Below are 18,825 nucleotides of genomic sequence, written 5' to 3' on the forward strand. Positions count from 1 at the left end.
GGGCCGACTAGCGGGGATTCGCTGCTAAGCCAGGAAGGTGTTGGTGAACTGCGGCTGACTGTTCTTGGTCCAGGCAAGATCTCGGGCGGTCGCTGCTGCCGATACTTGTGGGACCACCACACCGATCTCGATCAGGAACAATTCGTCCAGCATTTGTGTCCCCAGATCGGCATACAGTTTCTTCGCTTCATCGCTCGAACCGTCCGACACTTGCCACGCTGCTTCTGCGGCCGCCGAATATGCCGGCGAGCTGAACTTCGATGCATTGTGGGCAGCGTTGAACGGGTACGCGCTGACAGTCAATGTCGACGGAACAAATTGTGCAAAACCATGACTGGTCAACCACAAGCCCTTGAACTCGGCTCCGATCAACTGTTTGACGAAGACCGATGATTCGACGGGATCCAATTCGACGGTAATTCCGGCCTCGGCGAGATTTGCCTGCACGATCTGTGCCACTGCTTCGTAATCCGGACTCACACCGGTGTACGTCAACGCGATGGTGGGCAGTGCGCCCACTTCACTCACCAAGGCGCGCGCCTTGGCAACATCCCGGGTGTAGACGGAGTTCTTCGCGGCGTCGTACGCCGGTGACGACTTCGGCCACGGAAGATTCACGGCGTAACCACTATCGCGGTACACCTCACTAATGATGCGATCGCGGTCGATCGCATACGCGACGGCTTTGCGGGTGCGCACGTCGGTCAGTCCGTCGGCAGCCACGTTGGCACCGAGATACGTCTGCATTTCCGCGCCATCGAGAGACGTCGTCTCGAAGCCACTTGTCCTGGATACGGTCTGCGAGTCGCGGAAGGTCAATGATGCCGGCATGACGAGTGTGACCTGACCTGATTTCAGCGAAGCCAGACGTGCTTGCGAATCGGGAATGATGCGTGCCTCTACTCGATCGAGGTACGGGCGCTCCGCAATCCAGTAGTCGGGGTTCCGATCGAAAGTGATCTGACTGTTCGGCGTACGCGAGTTGAACACGAAAGGCCCTGTACCGATGAAGGATTCACCCGCCACGGTTTTGTCGAACGTCTCGGAGTCAAAAATCGGGGCCAACTCGAACAGGTCGAAGATGTTTCCCGTGCGGTGCGCAAGTGTCAGGACCAGCGTATGAGGGTCCGACGAATCGAAGCCTGTGATAGTTGTCGCTGTACTTCTCAGCTGTGCGGAGTACTTGGGATCGGAATAGGTGCGTAGCGAGAACTCGGCGTCCGCCGACGTGAACGGTCGTCCGCTGTGGAATGTAACGTCGTCCCGCAGATTCAGGGTCACGGTCAGCCCGTCGTCGGACAGATTCCAGGATTTCGCGAGAACAGGCTGTGGCACTACGGAATCAAGCGGATACCGGGTCAGCGTCTCGTAGACGAGTCCCATTATGGTGGCACCCGCAGTGGTGGTGTTGGTCAGCAACGCCGACGGACTCACGTCGTCCCGAAGTGCCAAAGTCAGCGTGCCCCCGCGAACCGGATTCGCGGATTCTCCTGCGCTCGAAGCCTGTTCGCCGACAGCCGATGAGCATGCGGCCAGCGATCCGGAACCGAGAATTGCGAGCGCGGCAATGGCACTGCCACGAAGAAATGCACGGCGATCGAGTCCGGCCGTTGAAAGAGTCGAGTTCACGACAGGTGTAGTCCTTCATATCAGGGCGCGCAGCGCCGCGAACTGAGCGCGGGACTACGCAGAAGTGGGATGTCGCCCTACGGGCGAAATGAAATGTGATCGTCCTGGCGCCTCGACCAACCAGAACTGAAAAACAGTTCAGTGGGTAGTGATTGCTACACCAGCAGGTGTGGCGCTGAAGAAGTCAGCGCAGACATCGCACACGGACGAACACGGCAACCTTCCGGTCAGATTTCAGGCTTTTACCTCGGTGAACACACTCAATCATTTCCCCCGTATTTGGGGGAATAGTTGGATTCAGGGTGATCTTAACTGTCGATCCACGTATCCATTCGCCGACGCATGTGCTATTCCTCGGTGCAATTCTGTATTGAATTTCAGGCCGATTGGTCACGCTGGCCAATCCACAATCACGCAGACGTGTCGCTGAAATCAGGACACACTCCCGCGTCGTCGCGCATCATGGTTAGGTGACCGGCGATCATCGCGCGAGATCGACAGCAGGCCGTACGCTCGAGGTAATTCCTCCGGGCGCGGGAGCCGCCGCGATGTCTTCTGGAATCGTGTCGGTTGCATTGCATCTGGTGGGCTTCGAGACTTTTTCGCTGGTGTGGCTGGTGATCGGCGCAGTAATCTGGCTGGTCCTGTCTGTGGTGTTCGCGTCGAGATTGATCGACGATCGCGCCCGCTGGGTCGACGAGGCTGACACTCCGCCGGCCCTCACGGGGGTGGCAGCGACAACGGTGCTGGGTACCCGCGTTGTACTGCTCGATTGGGACCTGGTCGGGTACGCCGCGCTCGCGATCGCACTGGTGGCGTGGATCGTGCTCATACCGGCGGTCATTCGGCATTGGACATCGCCAACCGTCGGCGTGCATTTTCTGCTGTGCGTTGCGACGCAGGGTGTGGCCGTACTCGGTGCCACGCTTGCGGCTACGACCACGGCTCACTGGATCGCGATTCCATCGGCTGCTGCTTTTGTACTCGGCCTGGGATTCTATGTGTTGGTGCTCGTGCGGTTCTCGTTCAATCAGCTACGTGTCGGCGCCGGTGATCACTGGGTTTTCGGTGGCGCCCTGGCAATTTCGACGCTCGCGGCCGGAAAACTGTCCGCCGCAGCACAGGCGGTGGGCTGGCCGGAATCGCTGCACCTTCTGTTTCAACGATCGAGCGTCGTGCTCATGATCCTCGTCCTGGGTTGCTACGGCGTGTTGGTTGTCTGCGAATTGATCTGGCCTCGACTGAAATACGACGTCAGGCGTTGGTCTACCGCCTTCCCGATGGGGATGACGTCGGCCGCATCACTGACTGTTGCGGCGACGGCGTCGGCTCCCTGGTTGAAACCGGTGGGCCAAGTCCTGGTGTGGCCGGCGGTAGCGCTGTGCGTCATTCTGCTGATTGCATCTGCGCGGCAATTGTGGACTGTGAGTTCACCAACCCCGACGGTGGGGGCGTGAGCCGACAGGTTCGCCCTTCCGGGCGTCGTCGCGGCTGCGGTAGACGATGTACGGCCGAAACAGGTATGCGACAGGTGCGCTGAACACGTGGACCAGGCGCGTGAACGGCCACAGGGCGAACAACACCATGGCGATCGTGACGTGAATGTGGAAGTCGAGTGACGCCTGTGCCATGAGGTCGCCGCGGGGTTGGAAGATCCAGATGGATCGGAACCACGGGGATACCGTCGTCCGGTAGTTGGATTCTTCGCCGAACGCTCCGGATCCCAGCACTGTCGTGGCGAGACCAGCGACGATTGCAGCGATCAGCACGACATACATCAGCTTGTCGTTCCAGGTGGTAGCCGTGAACACCGGCCCGCGGGTCCGCCTGCGGTACACCAGAATCCCGGCGCCCACCAGCGTCGCCACTCCCGCGATCGACCCGAGTACGAGGGCTTGCAGGTGATAGACGTGTTCACTCATCCCGATTGCGTCAGTCCACGACTGTGGGATCACCAGTCCGATGAAGTGCCCGATGATGACTACGAGGATTCCGAAGTGAAACAGCGGACTACCGATCCGCAACAGACGGTGCTCGTACAGTTGCGATGACCGCGTCGTCCAGCCGAACTTGTCGTAGCGATACCGCCACCACGTGCCGCTCACAAAAATTGCCAACACGACGTACGGCACTATGTCCCAGTAGATTTCACCGGCAGACATCTCACATACCTCCATCGCGACGAGGTGGGACGGTCAGAGTGAAGAGTGGGAGCCCGACAGATTCGGCAGGTGGTCCCGATGCTGCGAGTTGCTGGGCACGGCGTACGTCGTTGGCGGAAGCCGGCGGCAGTGTGCTGCACACTGCCCTGAGAACCGGCGCGTACGGCGAGTCCGAATCGGTCAGTGACGCACTGATCATGTCCAACGGAACCCGATGCGCTGAAAGTAGTTTCGCACCGGAACTCGGGTCGACGAGAGCAGCGAACTCGAGGACAACCGTCAGGTGATCTGCCGCTTCGCTTTGCGGTGGATCGACGCCGGCAGCGCGGTAGGCGTCGGCAAAAGCGAGGATTTCGCGACCGCGATTGCGTGTGTCGCCCGCGGTCCAGTACGTGAGGTACAGCGTGCTTCGTCGCCGGAGGTCGAATGTCTCGACGTACTGCGCTGCTGCGACAAATTCATCGCAGTCACGCAGAAAACGGTGCGTCTGTGCGAGTTGGTCTCGGGGCGCCGGCGGGAGATGGCTGAGAATGTCCTCGACAAGTCGGAGTCGTTCGCCTTGGCCGCTGTCGGGATACGCCAACAACAGGCCGGCGGCATGCCACACCAGTCGATCCTGCTCGACCCCGCGTCGGCGGCGGCCGAACCCGATCATCGGGTGTCACCTCGATCGGGAAAGAGCCCGGTTGGTGACCCTTTCCCATCCCAATTCAGGAGATTGACCCTGGACGGATTAGTCGAGTTGGCGGACAGTTCGCCCGTGGTCTGACGTTCGCGCAGCGCGTGAAACGTCTCGACTGCCACCGGGACCGGGCCGCCGCTGGTCTCACCGAAAGGACCGGACTCGTGCATGCCCGGGCCACCGTCGAAGTCGAGCGCGCATTCGGTGGCTGTTTCTTCGAGCTTGTGTCCGTCAACGGCGTAAGCGGTGGGAATGATGTAGCGCTCGTCGTACTTTGCCAATGCCAGCAGTCGGTACATCTCGTAGATGGCTTCCTCGGTCATGCCCACGGCCTCCGGTATGTGAGGCTGTGGCTCGCCTCCGAGGTTGATGTCGCGCATATACGAGCGCATGGCAGCCAGCCGTCGCAGAACCCCATCGATCACATCGGTATCACCTGCGGAGAAAAGGCCGGCGAGATATTCGATCGGAATACGCAACGAATCGAGAGCCCCGAAAAGGTTTCCGACATCTTCCCCGTCATGACCGTCGCGGCTAACGGCGTCGACAACGGGGGACAGTGGCGGGACGTACCAGACCATCGGCATGGTGCGGAATTCCGGATGTAGCGGCAGGGCGACGCGGTAGTCCTTGATCAGTGCGTGGATGGGAGACTTCTGTGCTGCTTCGATCCACTCGTCCGAGATTCCCTCTTTGCGAGCGCCTTCGATGACCGCGGGATCACGGGGATCAAGCAGTACGTCGAGTTGAGCCTCGTACAGGTCTTTGTCATCCGGAACCGTTGCGGCCCCCAGAACCTTGTCGACGTCGTAGAAGATGAGGCCGATGTACCGCAGACGGCCGACGCAGGTCTCCGCACACACTGTCGGCAGCCCCACTTCGACGCGTGGATAGCAGAACGTGCATTTCTCGGCCTTGCCGGTCTTGTGGTTGAAATACACTTTCTTGTACGGACATCCGGATACGCACATTCGCCAACCTCGACACTTGTCCTGGTCGACGAGCACGATCCCGTCCTCGGAACGCTTGTACATCGCGCCCGACGGACAGGACGCAACACACGACGGATTGAGGCAGTGCTCGCAGATGCGCGGTAGGTAGAACATGAACGTGTCTTCGAGTTGAAGTTTGACCTCCATGCCGATTTTCTTCAGAATCGGGTCTTCAGGCAGGATTTCGGGTGAGCCGGCAAGATCGTCGTCCCAATTCGCCGACCACTCCACCTTCATGGGTTCACCGCTGATGAGGCTTCGCGGCGCGGCTACCGGCATGTGCTCACCGAGGGGAGCCTGGGTGAGATTTTCGTAGTCGTAGGTCCAGGGCTCGTAGTAGTCCTGAATCGACGGCATCTTCGGATTTGCGAAGATGCGCGAGAGCTTCTTCAATCGGCCACCATCACGAAGTCGAAGGCGGCCGTTCTTGTCGCGAATCCATCCGCCGTTCCATTTCTCCTGATCTTCGTACGTGCGCGGATAGCCTTGCCCCGGGCGGGTTTCCACATTGTTGAACCACACGTACTCGGTTCCGGATCGGTTGGTCCATGCCTGTTTGCACGTCACCGAACAGGTGTGACAGCCGATGCACTTGTCGAGATTCATCACCATCGCCAGTTGCGCCATGACTCGCATCAGTACGTCACCTCCTGCGAGCGACGACGCACCACAGTGACTTCGTCGCGTTGGTTTCCGGTGGGTCCGAGGTAGTTGAAGGCGAACGACGTCTGCGCATAGCCGCCGGCGAGGTGGGACGGTTTGATCAACAGCCTGGTCAGTGAATTATGGATGCCACCACGCTTTCCGGTTGTCTCCGTGAGTGGCACGTCGATGGTCCGTTCCTGGGCGTGATAGACGAAGACCACACCGTCCGGCATTCGATGAGACACGATCGCCCGGCACACGACGACGCCGTTGCGGTTGACGGCTTCGACCCAGTCGTTGTCCGATACCTCGATCTTGGCAGCGTCGCCGGGGCTCATCCACATCGTCGGCCCGCCCCGCGAGAGCGAGAGCATGAACAAGTTGTCCTGGTATTCCGAGTGGATCGACCACTTCGAATGGGGCGTCAGATAGCGGACGCTGAGACCGATTCCGCCGCCGCGGTCCCCGAGTGCAGGTTCGCCGAACAGGCTCGCCATATCGAGTGGTGGCCGGTAAATCGGTAGTTGTTCGCCCAGTTCCTCGATCCAGTCGTGATCGAGGAAGAAATGCATGCGACCGGTCAGGGTGTGGAAGGGTTTGAGTTCCTCGATATTGACAGTGAACGGCGCGTATCGACGGCCACCGGTTTCGCTGCCTGACCACTCCGGGCTGGTGATAACCGGGACAGGTCGAGCTTGTGTGTCCGCGAACGTGATTCGGCGTTCCTCGCTACCCGCAGCCAGATGTGTGAGCGGGCGCCCCGTTCTCTTTTCCAGTTGAGTGAACCCTTCCACCGCGAGCCTGCCGTTGGAGGTTCCCGACAGCGCGAGGATTGCCTCCGCCATCTTCTCGGCAGTATCGAGAGCAGGCCTACCAGCGGCAGCACCCGAATCGAAGACCCCGTGCTTGGCGGCGAGTTCTTCCACTTCTCGTTTCGGGTGCGTCGTGACGCCTTTGGTGGTGAGTCCGGCCTTCTCGACCAACGGCCCGAGTGCTGCCCACTGTTCGGCGACGGCGGGATAGTCACGCTCGACGACGACGAGGGGACCCATCGTCTTGCCCGGGACAGGCATTTCTCCTTGTGAGCGCCAATCTTGTTCTCTACCTGAGGGGTAGGCCATCGCGCCGGGCGTGTCGTGTTGCAGTGTTCCCATCACGACGTCTCGGCGTTTTCCGAGATGCTTCTTCGCTAGTACGCTGAACGCCTTGGCAACCGCGCCGAAAGCGTCGAAATCCGAGCGGGTTTCCCACGGCGGATCGATAGCGGGGGAGAAGGCATGAAGGAACGGATGCATGTCCGTGCTCGACAGGTCGGATTTCTCGTACCACGTTGCCGCAGGGAGAACCACGTCGGAAAGCAAAGTTGTGGATGTCATGCGGAAGTCGATCGACATCAACAGATCGAGTTTCCCTTCCGGGATGTCGTCGGTCCACGTTATGTCATTGGGGCGCAGGTCCTCCGGCGTCGGCTCAGCCTGCAAGTTCGAGTCCGTGCCGAGTAGATGCCGAAGGAAGTATTCGTTGCCCTTGCTTGACGACCCCAGCAGATTGGCGCGCCACACGCTCAGCACTCGCGGCCAGTTCTGGGGATTGTCCGGATCGGTGACTGCGAGTTTAAGTGCGCCCGAGGATAATTGGCTGGCTAAGTGTTCGGCGACGTCACTTTCGTGCGCATCGGCCTCGTCAGCCAAATCGAGGCTCGATCGATCGAACTGAGGATAGAAAGGGGTCCACCCCATCGACACCGCCGATGTCATTACGTCCATCGTGTGTCGGCCACTGAAATTTCCGCGGCCGACGGGACTGGAGAGTGCGTCCGCCTGGTAGCCGTCGTAACGCCACTGGTCGGTGTGGACATACCAGTAGGAAGTGCCTGCCATCTGCCGCGGCGGCCGGAGCCAATCCGTCCCCATGGCCACCGTCGCCCAGCCTGTGACGGGTCTGCATTTCTCCTGGCCGACGTAGTGCGCCCACCCGCCGCCGTTGCGACCCATCGACCCAGTGAGTAGCAGCAGGCTCAGGACCGCTCGATACGTCGCATCGCCGTGGAACCACTGACAGATACCAGCACCCATGATGATCATCGACCGGCCGCCCGATTCCACGGCGTTGTTGGCAAATTCGCGCGCAATGCGAATTACCTGCGCAGCGCTGACGCCGGTGATCGATTCCTGCCACGCGGGCGTATACGGCTCGCTCGGGTCGTCGAAACCGGACGGCCACTGCCCTGGCATCCCGTTGCGCTGCACCCCGTATTGCGCAAGCATGAGATCGAAGACAGTGCACACCAGGCGGTCTCCCACCCGGCGCACCGGCACACCGCGAATCATGCTCTCGCCATGACCATCCGGAGTGTCGAAACGTGGAAGGTGTATTTCTGCTGTTTCGACCCACTCGCTGTCGACAGTCAGAGCGGGAACGATCTCTCCGAGATCGAGGTTCCACTTGCCGACACCTTCATCGCCGTAGCGGAAACCGAGAGAGCCATTCGGTACGACCACTTCATCTGTGGCGCTGTCGAGGAGAACCGGTTTGAACGCAGCGTTTTCGCTCGATTCGCCCAGGTCAGCAGCCGTCAGGTTCTTGCCAGCGACAAGAAGGCCGTCGCGGTCCTCGATGGTGACGAGGAACGGCAGGTCAGTGAACTGCCGCACGTAATCGTCGAAGAACGGCTCACTTTTCTTCACGAAGAACTCGGACAGGATGACGTGGCCCATTGCCATCGCCATGGCTCCGTCGGTGCCCGCAGCGCACGGCATCCACTCATCGGCAAACTTGGTGTTGTCGGCGTAATCGGGGCTGATCGCGACGACTTTGGTTCCGCGATAACGGACTTCCGCCATCCAATGAGCGTCGGGGGTGCGGGTCACGGGAACGTTGGATCCCCACATCATCAAGTACGACGCGTCCCACCAATCCCCGGACTCGGGCACGTCAGTCTGATCGCCGAATACTTGAGGTGATGCCACCGGGAGGTCCGCGTACCAGTCGTAGAAGGACGTCATGACGCCGCCGATGAGTTCGATGAACCTCGACCCCGCAGCGAACGACACCATCGACATCGCCGGAATGGGGGAGAACCCCGCAATACGATCGGGACCGTATTTCTTTATGGTGTGCACATGTGCAGCAGCGATCATCTCGGTGGCCTCCGCCCACGTGACCCGCACCAGTCCGCCTTTCCCTCTGGCCTGCTGGTACTTTCGGCGACGCTCGGGATCGGCCTGAATGTCTGCCCACGCATCCACCGGATCACCGAGGCGAGCCAGGGCCTCGCGGTACATTTCGACGAGAACACTACGGGCATAGGGGTAGCGGACTCTCGTGGGTGAGTACGTGTACCACGAGAACGCGGCACCACGTGGACAGCCGCGCGGTTCGTACTCGGGACGGTCCGGTCCTACCGTCGGATAGTCGGTCTCCTGGGTTTCCCAGGTGATGATGCCGTCCTTGACGTAAATCTTCCACGAACACGAACCGGTGCAGTTGACTCCGTGCGTGGAGCGCACCACTTTGTCGTGGCTCCAACGATCACGGTAGAAGATGTCGCCTTCGCGGCCGCCAGTGCGGTTCACGGTACGGAGATCGTCCGAGAACTTCCCAGGAGTGAAGAAACGACCGCCGCGGAGTAAAGCGTTTTCGACGCCACTGCCGATATGTTCGACCACTTCTGCACTTCCTTCACGTCTTCACGATCACCTCGGGGTGATCGAGAATCTGACGAACGAGCATGCTTGTCCCATAGAACCGTAAATTCGGACTTGTCGCGACCGTTCGGACGAAATGGGCAGCAAGATGGAAGTCGCGTGTAGGAAGAGTGAAAGGTCGAATCGGAACTTCGAATACGCCGATTGCGGTTACAGGTCAGTGGCGTTCTTCGAGTCCAACGGCTTGGCGGAGTCGTCGAGCAGCAGTTCGGAGCTCGGGATCGTCGAATGCGGACGAATCCAGCATCGCCGCGAGTGCTTCGGCGATGACGTTGAGTTTTTCTTGCGACGCTTCACTTGCGCGGCGCCCGGCATTCTCGAGCAATACGACCAGCAGCAGTGTGAAAACACTCGCTACGGTATGGATCGCAACCTGCCAGGTCTTGAGATCCGTCCACCACGGCAAGCTGATAAACCAGGCCACGACAATGACGACACAGAGAAAGAAGAACGGTGCCTGACTGACTCGCAACTCTGCATGCTCGACGAATCTGTCAAACCGCGACCGGCGGTTACCTCCGCTGCGGGTTTGAGCAGCGTCGCTGCTTCGCTCCATTACCGAAACTTTAGTCGCACCGTGTGCTTGCGCGCCCTCAATTGGATGGGCCGGTTTCAAGTGAAATGTGCCGATGCGTCCGTAGATCGGCGACGATTCGTTGCGCGTGCTTGGCTGCAGTGTGAAGTGCCTGGCTGCAGCGTGAATGTGTCAATCCCATTCAGGTCCAGCAGGGCGGCTTGATCCGGACCCACCCTGATGCTGTGGCTGGATTCTCTGCCGAGGGAGACCCTTTAGTGCAGATGACGACCAGCCTTCATACCGGACGCGGTCGAAGTGCGATCAGCCGCGGGCACGTTGACCGATGGCCGCTTGGTTGACGATATGGGCGATTCGACCTTCCCGTGTTGCGTCCCGGGCGGCACTGACGATCCACCACAGCATCTGTTTGCGGGCGCTGGGCGGAAAACCGTCCCAGTTGCTTCGAGCTTGCGGGTCCCGGTCCAGCGCCGCCTGCAAGTCAAGTGGTTCCTCGAGGTCTTCGACTTGGTCGAGAATCGTCCACCAACCAGTGGATTTCGCGGCAGCAATTGCATCGCGACCAGCAACGGTCATGAGGCCACGCACCTCCATATCGGCTGCGCGTTCGCGGTTGAGTCGGGTCCAGGAACTCTTGCGTCTGCGCGGCGTGAACAGTTGCAAATTGCGTTCTTCGTCGGGGTTGGCGTTGGTGGAGTCGATCCAACCAAAGCAGATGGCTTCCTCGACGGCCTGAGGGTAGGGGCAGCGTGGTCGGCTGATGGTGTTGCGCCAGGAGCACAACCACACACCTCGGGCCGACGTGTGGTTGTCCGTCAACCACGTTCGCCACTGTTCCCGAGTCTCGGCGTGGATGATCGGGTAGTCGAACTTCCACGTTGGGGGGTGGACGGAACTCGGTGGCGATGATTTCGAATTGGTCACTTGGTCTCCCAGCTCAGAGTGAAGCGGATATGTGTCTCGATAGAAGAAAAGCCGGCGTGGGGAACATGTCCGCGAACTCGTCTCAGTAATGACCTGAACATGAATGGTCTTGTCGCGCAATCCTCTTCTGACTTTCATGGTGGCGAGACCCTGAGGTGAAGGGCGAGCCGACTGACGGTGTTGGCGAGCTCGGTTGGTTCGATGACGACCACTGGGGCGGTGAGCGCGATGCGCGCAACGGTCATGGTGAGCCTGCCGAGATCTTCGCTGCGGATTTGGACAAGGCAGTGGTCCGCTGCCACTTCGATTGGTGTGTGGTCAATCCATCTGAGCACACCCTCGAGGTCGGCGAATGTGGCTGCGATGGCGAGTTTTGCCTCGTGGTGACGGGGTGGCGGGCCGACGGATCTCGCGACGAAGCCTGCCGCGTCACCGCCCGGGATCTCGCGTGGCGTGAAATGGCTGCCTGCCAGCCAGGGCTCGGAGAGCCGGTCCAGTCGAAATGTTCGCCAGTCGGCACGATGGTGGTCCCATGCTACGAGATACCAACGACGTCCCGCCGTGACAAGGCGGTGCGGCTCGACGAGCCGTCTGCCGCTCTCGCCATCACCTCGCCGGTAGTCGAAACGCACGTGCTCGTGGTCGCGACATGCCGCAGCGAGCACACTGAGCGCTTCGGGGTCGACGATGTCGTCGTCGGCCCGCCGCACGGAACTGACGCTCGAATGCAGAGCCGACACACGTCGGCGTAGCCGATGGGGCAGGAGTGTTTCGATCTTCGTCAGCGCGCGAAGCGACGTTTCTTCGATGCCGTCGATGGCGGCTTCGGCGGCGTAGCGCAGTCCGACGGCTACCGCCACGGACTCGTCATCGTCGAGGATCAGGGGCGGCACGTGCGCCCCCGTTGCAAGTCGGTAGCCCCCGTATTTTCCGGACGTGGAATCGACCGGATAGCCGAGGTCGCGTAGGCGATCGATGTCGCGGCGCACCGTTCGCTGCGTGACATCGAGTCGTGCGGCAAGTTCGGCACAGTTCCAGAAACGATGGGTCTGAAGGAGCGAGAGCAGTTGCAGTGCTCGGCCTGTGGGATCGTTCCGCATTTCTTCAGATTGCCAGCAATCTAGGACTTCATGTGTCCACGATGCTCCCTATCGTCGGAGCAATCGGTCGATCCAGACATTAGATCGGTACTCAACCCAAAGGAGCATCCGTGAATCCATCCGACTTCCCCAGGCCCGTCCTTATCCCAGTCAACGGCGTGGAACTCGAAGTCTTCGAAGCAGGGCAACACAATGCCGGGAAACCCATCGTGCTGTGTCACGGATGGCCAGAGCACGCCTATTCTTGGCGATACCAGGTGCCTGCCCTTGTCGCGGCGGGCTACCACGTCATCGTCCCGAACCAGCGCGGCTACGGCAACTCATCAGGTCCGACCGAAGTGACGGACTATGACATTGAACATTTGTCGGGTGATCTCATCGCACTTCTCGATCACTACGGTTACGAAGATGCCACCTTTGTCGGTCACGATTGGGGCGCCTTTGTCGTGTGGGGCCTGACCCTGTTGCACCCGGACCGGGTAAACAAGGTGATCAACCTGAGCCTGCCCTACCAGGATCGCGGAGAGCAGCCCTGGATTGAGTTCATGGAGGCCGTGCTTGGCAGTGACTTCTACTTCGTCCACTTCAATCGACAGCCGGGCGTCGCGGACGCCGTGTTCGAAGACAACACCTTTCGGTTCCTCCGCAACCTGTACCGGAAGAACGAACCCGTCAGGGAGCCTCAGCCGGGCATGGCGCTGATCGATCTCGCCAGAGCCGAGACGCCACTCGGTGAGCCACTGATGAGCGATAGCGAATTGGCCGTTTTCGTCTCCGCCTTCGAATCGACAGGATTCACGGGCAGTGTGAACTGGTACAGGAACCTTGACCGCAACTGGCATTTGCTGGCGGAGGTGGACCCGATCATTCAACAGCCCGCACTCATGATCTACGGCGACCGTGACGCGATCGCGAGGGCTGAGAACCTGACAGAGTTCGTGCCCAATGTGGAAGTAGTCAATCTCGACTGTGGTCATTGGATCCAGCAAGAAAGACCCGATGAGACCAACCAAGTGATCTTGAACTGGCTGGAACGGCAGGATGCCACATAGTTTCAAGGCTAGGTGCGGTCTCAGTGAAGGGGATGCGGTCACCTCGGTAACCTGTGGCCCAAGGGTCGACCAACAAGGCGATTGCCGCTCAACACGTGATCTCGCAGCGAATCGCTCAGAGCACGTTGAGCACGTGCCCACCTGACTCGCACGGTCGACAGTTGCGACTACGACAAACCACCTCAGAAGTGACCGCCGTGCGAGGTGTCGCGCGACGACCTTTCGAGTTCGGGGGTTTGACGGCCAAGTTGATGGAAATTCTGTTCAGGTCCGAGGAATTGCTCTCGATCGAGACTGAGGCGCAAATTCGACAAAGGGGGCGATGGAATGCTCAACGTGACACTGCTTTTTCTCGTCTTGTGCGTCGGCTTGATTCTGGTTGCGCGCCTTGAATTGCCGCGCCTTGAATTGCACTGACTCCGCTCCACCCCACGATGACCTCTCCGTTGATGCGTCGGCTGACGTGGGCGAGTAACACTCGGGCGGTTGAAACCGACCTTTTGGTATGACACTTTCCCGTACTACCCGAGTTGCATCGCTCGCCGTGGTTGTTTGTGCAGCGGTTGCCACATGGTTTGCGCCAACTGCCTCTGCCGAGGTCGTCGACGTCACGGTCATTCCTGGACTCGGAGGAGGCCCGACCACCCCGTATGGTGCCGGGTGCACGTACCTAGTGGTGGCCAGGACGTCCGATATGTCGGAGCGCGGGGTCTCCATCGTCGACTTCAACCGCGCATCGACGTTCTTTCCGCAGGAACTTATCTGGGACACGATTAATCCCTACTATGTTTCACCGGTGATTTTCGGTCATGCGTTTACTCTGTGGACTCCCACTGCGCCTGGCGAGCATTCACTGATGGCGTACCAGACTTCGGCAGGCGGGCCGATCGAAACGGTGACGGTTAACCCGGGAGTGTCGCTCGGGCCCGGTTGTATCGTCGCGCCCTGACGGCACAACTTGCCGGATGTAGTCGCGAAAACTACTCTGCTGCAATATATCTCACCGGATCGTTGTGCATGGTGCGGGATAGCTGAATCGACTCTGTTGGTGATTGTGGCGACAGAATGCAGGGTCTCGATCAGGCGAGTGTTTCCGGGCGATCGACATATACAACCAATTGGTTGTATGTTTGGGGTGTGAACGGAGACGACGAGGACCGCACGGACGCACTGTTCCGTGCGCTGTCCGACCGGACACGGCGCGACATCATGCGCCGTGTACTGGCCGGCGAGCACTCGGTTACCGCACTCGCTGCGAAGTATGAGATGAGCTTCGCAGCGGTGCAGAAGCATGTCGCCGTTTTGGAGAAAGCCGGCCTCATCACCAAGCGACGCATCGGTCGAGAGCATCTCGCCAGCGGCGAGGTGACGGCGTTGTGGTCGGTGGCGGCCATGCTCACCGAGTTGGAGCAAGTGTGGCGCGGCCGCATCGGACGTATTGACGAACTCATCGCTTTCGACTCACTCCAGGAGGACTGAACCATGCCTGTGACGGACGTCCAGCAGGACATCGATACCCGAACGCTGACCATTGTGGCGGAATTCGCTGCGCCGGTGGAACGTATCTGGCAGGTCTACGCAGACCCACGTCAGTTGGAAAAGGTTTGGGGCCCACCGACATACCCGGCGACCGTGGTGGAACACAATCTCACGCCGGGGGGTCGTACTACCTACTTCATGACGGGTCCGGACGGTGAGAAGTATGCAGGGTACTGGGAGATTACGGCCACCGATGAACCGAGGAGCTTCTCGTTCGACGACGGCTTCGCCGACGAGGATTTCAACCCGAATGCCGAGATGCCGGTGTCGAAGAACGTCTTCACTTTTGCCGAGTTCGACGGCGGTACTCGTGCGACCTACGTGAGCACTTACGAGTCTGCAGAGGCGTTGCAGCAGGTGCTCGACATGGGTGTCATAGAGGGTGCGTCGTCAGCGATCAATCAGATCGACGAACTGGTTGCGTCCTGACTAGGCGACTGCGGTATCGAATTTGGACTCGGTAGCTGCGAACAAACGCAACTAGGCAAAGTAGTCACCGAAGTTGTTGGCGCCGAGCGTTTTCGCTGCGTGTGTGTTGGTGCAACGGTGCTGCGGATGAGGGTTGTGTCTGGAGATTCAGCCAGAGGAGCGCCGGTGGCACGCGATTCGCGCCACCGGCGTTCAGTGCATCAGGATTGCGGCTTGATCACATTCGCGTTCTGGTACTTCGTGGAGATACGATCGGCATCCAGTTCGGTGCCCCAGATGGCCTTGTCCGTGGCGATCAAGTACTTCGGGTCGCACTTGAACTCGCCGGCCGTGGTCGGGAAAACCTGTGAGTATTCGTCGCCTGTCAGCGCGGTCATCAGGCCGCAAGTGGCAGGCATGTTCTTGCCCGGATCGGTCACGGCGTGCAATCCGCCGCCATCCCACTCATGGATGCTCGAGAGCTCGTTGACCATGCACTGACGCGTCAGATCGCTACCGCACTCATCCGCCGCGGTAGCCCACAGCAGGAACGACGACGCCGCCTGCATGCCGAGGAGTGCCGTCTTTCCACCCTGTTCGCTGACCATGTCGGCGTACTGCTTGACGGCCGGAACCTTGTCCGCATTCTCGAGCATCTGGAAAATCATGTCCGCGTTCAGATTATCGAGCAGTCCGGTGTCCTTGTTCCAGGCCGAAACGGCCTCGCCGTACCACGTGGATTCGCCGAAGAAGATCGGATCGATACCGACCTGATCGAGGGACTTGACGAAGTTGAGCTCGGCCGGACTTGCTGAACGGGACGTCCAAATACCCTTGACACCACATTCTTTGAACTTCTCGGCGAACGGGACATAGCTGGATTCGCCCTCGTAGTTGAGAGTCACGCCGCAGTCCTTGAGCTTGAAGCCCGCAGCAGCGGCCATTGACCGAGTCTTGGTGGTGGAGGTGATGATCGTCGGCATCGTGCTGTTGACGACGTCGAAGTCGTTCAGCAAATCCGGATGCATCTCAGCCATCTGGAACCATGCTGCGGCGTTGGCATAATCGACAGGCATCGGGACACCCTGGAATGTCATCGGTCCATTCGTTGCGTCAGGCGACACCGTGAAACCGGGAACCGACACCATGTTGCAGGCCACGCGGGTCTGCTCTGCGGTCTGGTCCATCGCGAAGCCGTAGCCGACCATCATGAACTGGCTGGCGCACGCTTCCTGCATGACCGAGTTGGCCTGCGTCATCGCCGCGTCGTAGTCGGTACCGACAACCTTGCGGCCGTTGATGCCGCCCTGATCGTTGCACCAGGAGATGAGGGCGTTGACCGCGTCGCTCATTTCCTTGTTCAGGCCGGGCGACTTCACGTAGCCGCGGTCGTCGCCGAAGCCGATCTTGATCTCGGTGTCACTGACACCCTGATCCGTGGCGCCCTTCGCGTCCCCCTTGCCGCACGGAGAATTCAAGGTTCCGAACTTTGCATCGGAATTGCTCGATGCGGCCGTTGCATTCGCGCTGGACCCGCCGGTCGACGTCGCCGACGGGTCGTCCCCACGATCGCCGGAACAGGCGGACACCAGAGCGGCGGTGGCAGCAAGCGCCGCAACCAGCTTCGTGGTCTTGTTCAACTTCACTACGAGGTTCTCCTTCTTGCAGACGGCACTTCATGGCAGTCATAGGCAGAGCCGTAGGTAATCAGCGTTCGAGAAATAGCGAATGCGTTTTCCCGATGAGTGAGAAATAAAAGTGAGGCACAGCACAAAGTCGAGGTTGTATGACCCCAGTCATAAGTCTTGGGGCCTGTGCTGACCTGGAAGCATCGTCAGATCGTCTCTGCAAAATTCGTCTCTGGATTCCTGATTGTCTGTCGGGGGTCAGTGGAAACGAGCAGGAAACAGGAACGACGGCTCAGTCGGAATCGGTCGCGGGATAGTAGAAGTGCGGGGCGACGAAGGAGATGGTGGCGATTGCCAGCGCTGACGCACCGATCGCCTCGTCGTCGAGGGTTGTGCAGGAGAGCGCAGTCACGACGATTACTGCCGTCACCACAGCTGTTGTGATCGCGAATGCGAGCCTCCAGCTAGTCGGCGCAGCGGCACGGGAGTTGTGCTCGCCGATTGCGAGGACACCTTTTCCAGCCAGAATTGCGGAAATTCCCAGAAGCGCACCAGCAGGAAGAGAGCACAAAGATCCGAGGGCCACGGCTCCGACGACGCTCCCGATATCGCTCGAGTCTGCGAATTGAAGCGCAAGGTAGCTTCCGAATCCGGCTCCCGCGATCAGTGGCCACGCCATTGCTTGGGTTCGCCATGAAACACCGGAACGGGGCATACGGCGACGCTATCGTTTCGGAGGGCAGAATTGTCGAACTGGCCATCCTTCAAGGATCTGCGTCGGTGCCGCTTCGTCATACAACACGTGGCCGTCGACTCGTCACACTGTCGGACATATGTGGTGACTGCGGCAAAGGTCGCGGACGTTTCGTCGACGACTGTGAAGTCGTAGTGTGTCGTCACGCGAGTGGGTTCACTCTGCACGTGATTTCTTCGGGAAGGTATCGGTAATGAATCGTCGTTCCGTCCCCGCAGTTGCTGGCATGGCCGTCGTTTTCGCCGGATTTGTTTTGGTGGCGTGCAGTCCTGCGGAGAACCCGCACGATGTTGCCGGCACCGAGCAGACGTTGAATCCTAGATACTTCGCCGAACCGCCCGAAGACACACCAAAGGATCCGTCTGCGCGGTGCCTCGATGCGGATATGCCGAACATGAGCATCGACGAATCGGTTGCGTACTGGCAGAACATCTTCGACGACCAACGCAGCCACTACCCTGAGCAGTCGTTTCCCTCGCAACAGGAGGTGGAACGCCAGAAGCGGTCCGAGTGGTCCGACGTGGTAACCGATTTGGTGCCGCCGGGAGGTGACGCCGCCTTCGCCCAGGACGTGTGTGGATTACCGCCGTTGGATGGTGCGTTGTACAGCGGGATCCCGATGCGAGAGGTCCGCGGTCATGCTGCCGAACTAGGGCGTCGGGCATGTACCTCGATCATTGAGCAGGGGGCTGCTGGTCTGTGGCAGTCTTTGCAGGCTCAGGAATCTGATCGTTCGGATATTGCCGCCTACTCATATCTGATCCATTCTGCGATCGTCCATGTATGTCCACAGCTCTCGGATCTCACAGCCGGACCAACCGGCATCGTGAGATGTGCCAACGTGATTCCTGATCCGTCAGCACGGCCGGGTGAAGGCGTCTTCTGTGTCAACTAGTGCTGAGGTATTCAGCGCTATCCCGGCCGCCGCCGGCTACTCGCACGGTGACTACGGGTGGAATCGCTCGGTCACCGCGAACCATCCTGCTGCGGTCCATGTTTGATTCGTGAGAGTGTCGGTTCGTGAACACAAACGAGTGGGCAGACAACTACCGTCGCGCAAGCGAAAGA

At 59.8% G+C, this 18,825-nt stretch carries 16 protein-coding genes; 6 read left to right on the forward strand and 10 right to left on the reverse strand.

Features of this window, described 5'->3' with window-relative positions; all coding sequences use genetic code 11:
* Nucleotides 1-24: 24 nt before the first annotated feature.
* On the reverse strand, nucleotides 25-1,629 hold the full coding sequence (locus FFI94_RS14230) for an ABC transporter substrate-binding protein (RefSeq protein WP_138868433.1): 1,605 nt from the start codon (nucleotides 1,627-1,629) through the stop codon (nucleotides 25-27).
* A 470-nt stretch (nucleotides 1,630-2,099) separates the two neighbouring features.
* On the opposite strand from FFI94_RS14230, the gene FFI94_RS14235 reads away from it, so the two are divergent.
* Nucleotides 2,100-3,086, forward strand: coding sequence for a tellurite resistance/C4-dicarboxylate transporter family protein (locus FFI94_RS14235; protein ID WP_260684122.1), 987 nt, complete (start codon nucleotides 2,100-2,102; stop codon nucleotides 3,084-3,086).
* Here FFI94_RS14235 and narI read toward each other — a convergent pair.
* From narI to FFI94_RS14270, 7 genes are all read right to left on the reverse strand, one after another.
* Nucleotides 3,060-3,791 (reverse strand): respiratory nitrate reductase subunit gamma, encoded by a 732-nt coding sequence (gene narI / locus FFI94_RS14240; protein ID WP_138868435.1) that lies wholly within the window; start codon nucleotides 3,789-3,791, stop codon nucleotides 3,060-3,062. The genes FFI94_RS14235 and narI overlap by 27 nt on opposite strands.
* 1 nt (nucleotide 3,792) lies before the next feature.
* Nucleotides 3,793-4,446, reverse strand: a complete 654-nt coding sequence (gene narJ / locus FFI94_RS14245) for a nitrate reductase molybdenum cofactor assembly chaperone (RefSeq protein WP_138868436.1) — start codon at nucleotides 4,444-4,446, stop codon at nucleotides 3,793-3,795.
* Nucleotides 4,443-6,101: a nitrate reductase subunit beta gene (gene narH / locus FFI94_RS14250; protein WP_138868437.1), complete on the reverse strand. Its 1,659-nt coding sequence runs from the start codon at nucleotides 6,099-6,101 to the stop codon at nucleotides 4,443-4,445. Before narH ends, narJ begins: the two co-directional genes overlap by 4 nt.
* Complete coding sequence (locus FFI94_RS14255) at nucleotides 6,101-9,778, reverse strand: nitrate reductase subunit alpha (protein ID WP_138868438.1); 3,678 nt, start codon at nucleotides 9,776-9,778, stop codon at nucleotides 6,101-6,103. Before FFI94_RS14255 ends, narH begins: the two co-directional genes overlap by 1 nt.
* A 196-nt stretch (nucleotides 9,779-9,974) precedes the next feature.
* Nucleotides 9,975-10,373, reverse strand: a complete 399-nt coding sequence (locus FFI94_RS14260; RefSeq protein ID WP_138868439.1) for a low affinity iron permease family protein — start codon at nucleotides 10,371-10,373, stop codon at nucleotides 9,975-9,977.
* Between the two features lie 282 nt (nucleotides 10,374-10,655).
* Nucleotides 10,656-11,276 (reverse strand): YdeI family protein, encoded by a 621-nt coding sequence (locus FFI94_RS14265; RefSeq protein WP_138868440.1) that lies wholly within the window; start codon nucleotides 11,274-11,276, stop codon nucleotides 10,656-10,658.
* Between the two features lie 134 nt (nucleotides 11,277-11,410).
* Nucleotides 11,411-12,376: a YafY family protein gene (locus FFI94_RS14270; RefSeq protein WP_138868441.1), complete on the reverse strand. Its 966-nt coding sequence runs from the start codon at nucleotides 12,374-12,376 to the stop codon at nucleotides 11,411-11,413.
* Between the two features lie 110 nt (nucleotides 12,377-12,486).
* Here FFI94_RS14270 and FFI94_RS14275 point away from each other — a divergent pair, with 110 nt between their 5' ends.
* The 4 genes from FFI94_RS14275 (at nucleotide 12,487) to FFI94_RS14290 (ending at nucleotide 15,396) form a co-directional block, all read left to right on the forward strand.
* Nucleotides 12,487-13,428 (forward strand): alpha/beta fold hydrolase, encoded by a 942-nt coding sequence (locus FFI94_RS14275; protein ID WP_138868442.1) that lies wholly within the window; start codon nucleotides 12,487-12,489, stop codon nucleotides 13,426-13,428.
* Between the two features lie 505 nt (nucleotides 13,429-13,933).
* Entirely contained in the window at nucleotides 13,934-14,377 is a 444-nt protein-coding gene (locus FFI94_RS14280) for a hypothetical protein (RefSeq protein WP_138868443.1), read from the forward strand.
* Nucleotides 14,378-14,565: 188 nt separating this feature from the next.
* The gene (locus tag FFI94_RS14285; protein ID WP_260684123.1) at nucleotides 14,566-14,907 is read left to right on the forward strand and encodes a helix-turn-helix transcriptional regulator; all 342 of its coding nucleotides are present in this window, start codon (nucleotides 14,566-14,568) and stop codon (nucleotides 14,905-14,907) included.
* A gap of 3 nt (nucleotides 14,908-14,910) precedes the next feature.
* Nucleotides 14,911-15,396 (forward strand): SRPBCC domain-containing protein, encoded by a 486-nt coding sequence (locus FFI94_RS14290; protein WP_138868445.1) that lies wholly within the window; start codon nucleotides 14,911-14,913, stop codon nucleotides 15,394-15,396.
* Nucleotides 15,397-15,596: 200 nt separating this feature from the next.
* Here FFI94_RS14290 and FFI94_RS14295 read toward each other — a convergent pair whose 3' ends face one another.
* Entirely contained in the window at nucleotides 15,597-17,021 is a 1,425-nt protein-coding gene (locus FFI94_RS14295; protein WP_138868446.1) for an ABC transporter substrate-binding protein, read from the reverse strand.
* A gap of 274 nt (nucleotides 17,022-17,295) precedes the next feature.
* Nucleotides 17,296-17,718: a hypothetical protein gene (locus tag FFI94_RS14300; RefSeq protein ID WP_138868447.1), complete on the reverse strand. Its 423-nt coding sequence runs from the start codon at nucleotides 17,716-17,718 to the stop codon at nucleotides 17,296-17,298.
* Between the two features lie 232 nt (nucleotides 17,719-17,950).
* Here FFI94_RS14300 and FFI94_RS14305 point away from each other — a divergent pair, with 232 nt between their 5' ends.
* Complete coding sequence (locus tag FFI94_RS14305; protein WP_138868448.1) at nucleotides 17,951-18,652, forward strand: hypothetical protein; 702 nt, start codon at nucleotides 17,951-17,953, stop codon at nucleotides 18,650-18,652.
* The last annotated feature ends 173 nt before the right edge of the window (nucleotides 18,653-18,825 follow it).

Source organism: Rhodococcus sp. KBS0724 (assembly GCF_005938745.2).
Lineage (GTDB): Bacteria > Actinomycetota > Actinomycetes > Mycobacteriales > Mycobacteriaceae > Rhodococcus_F.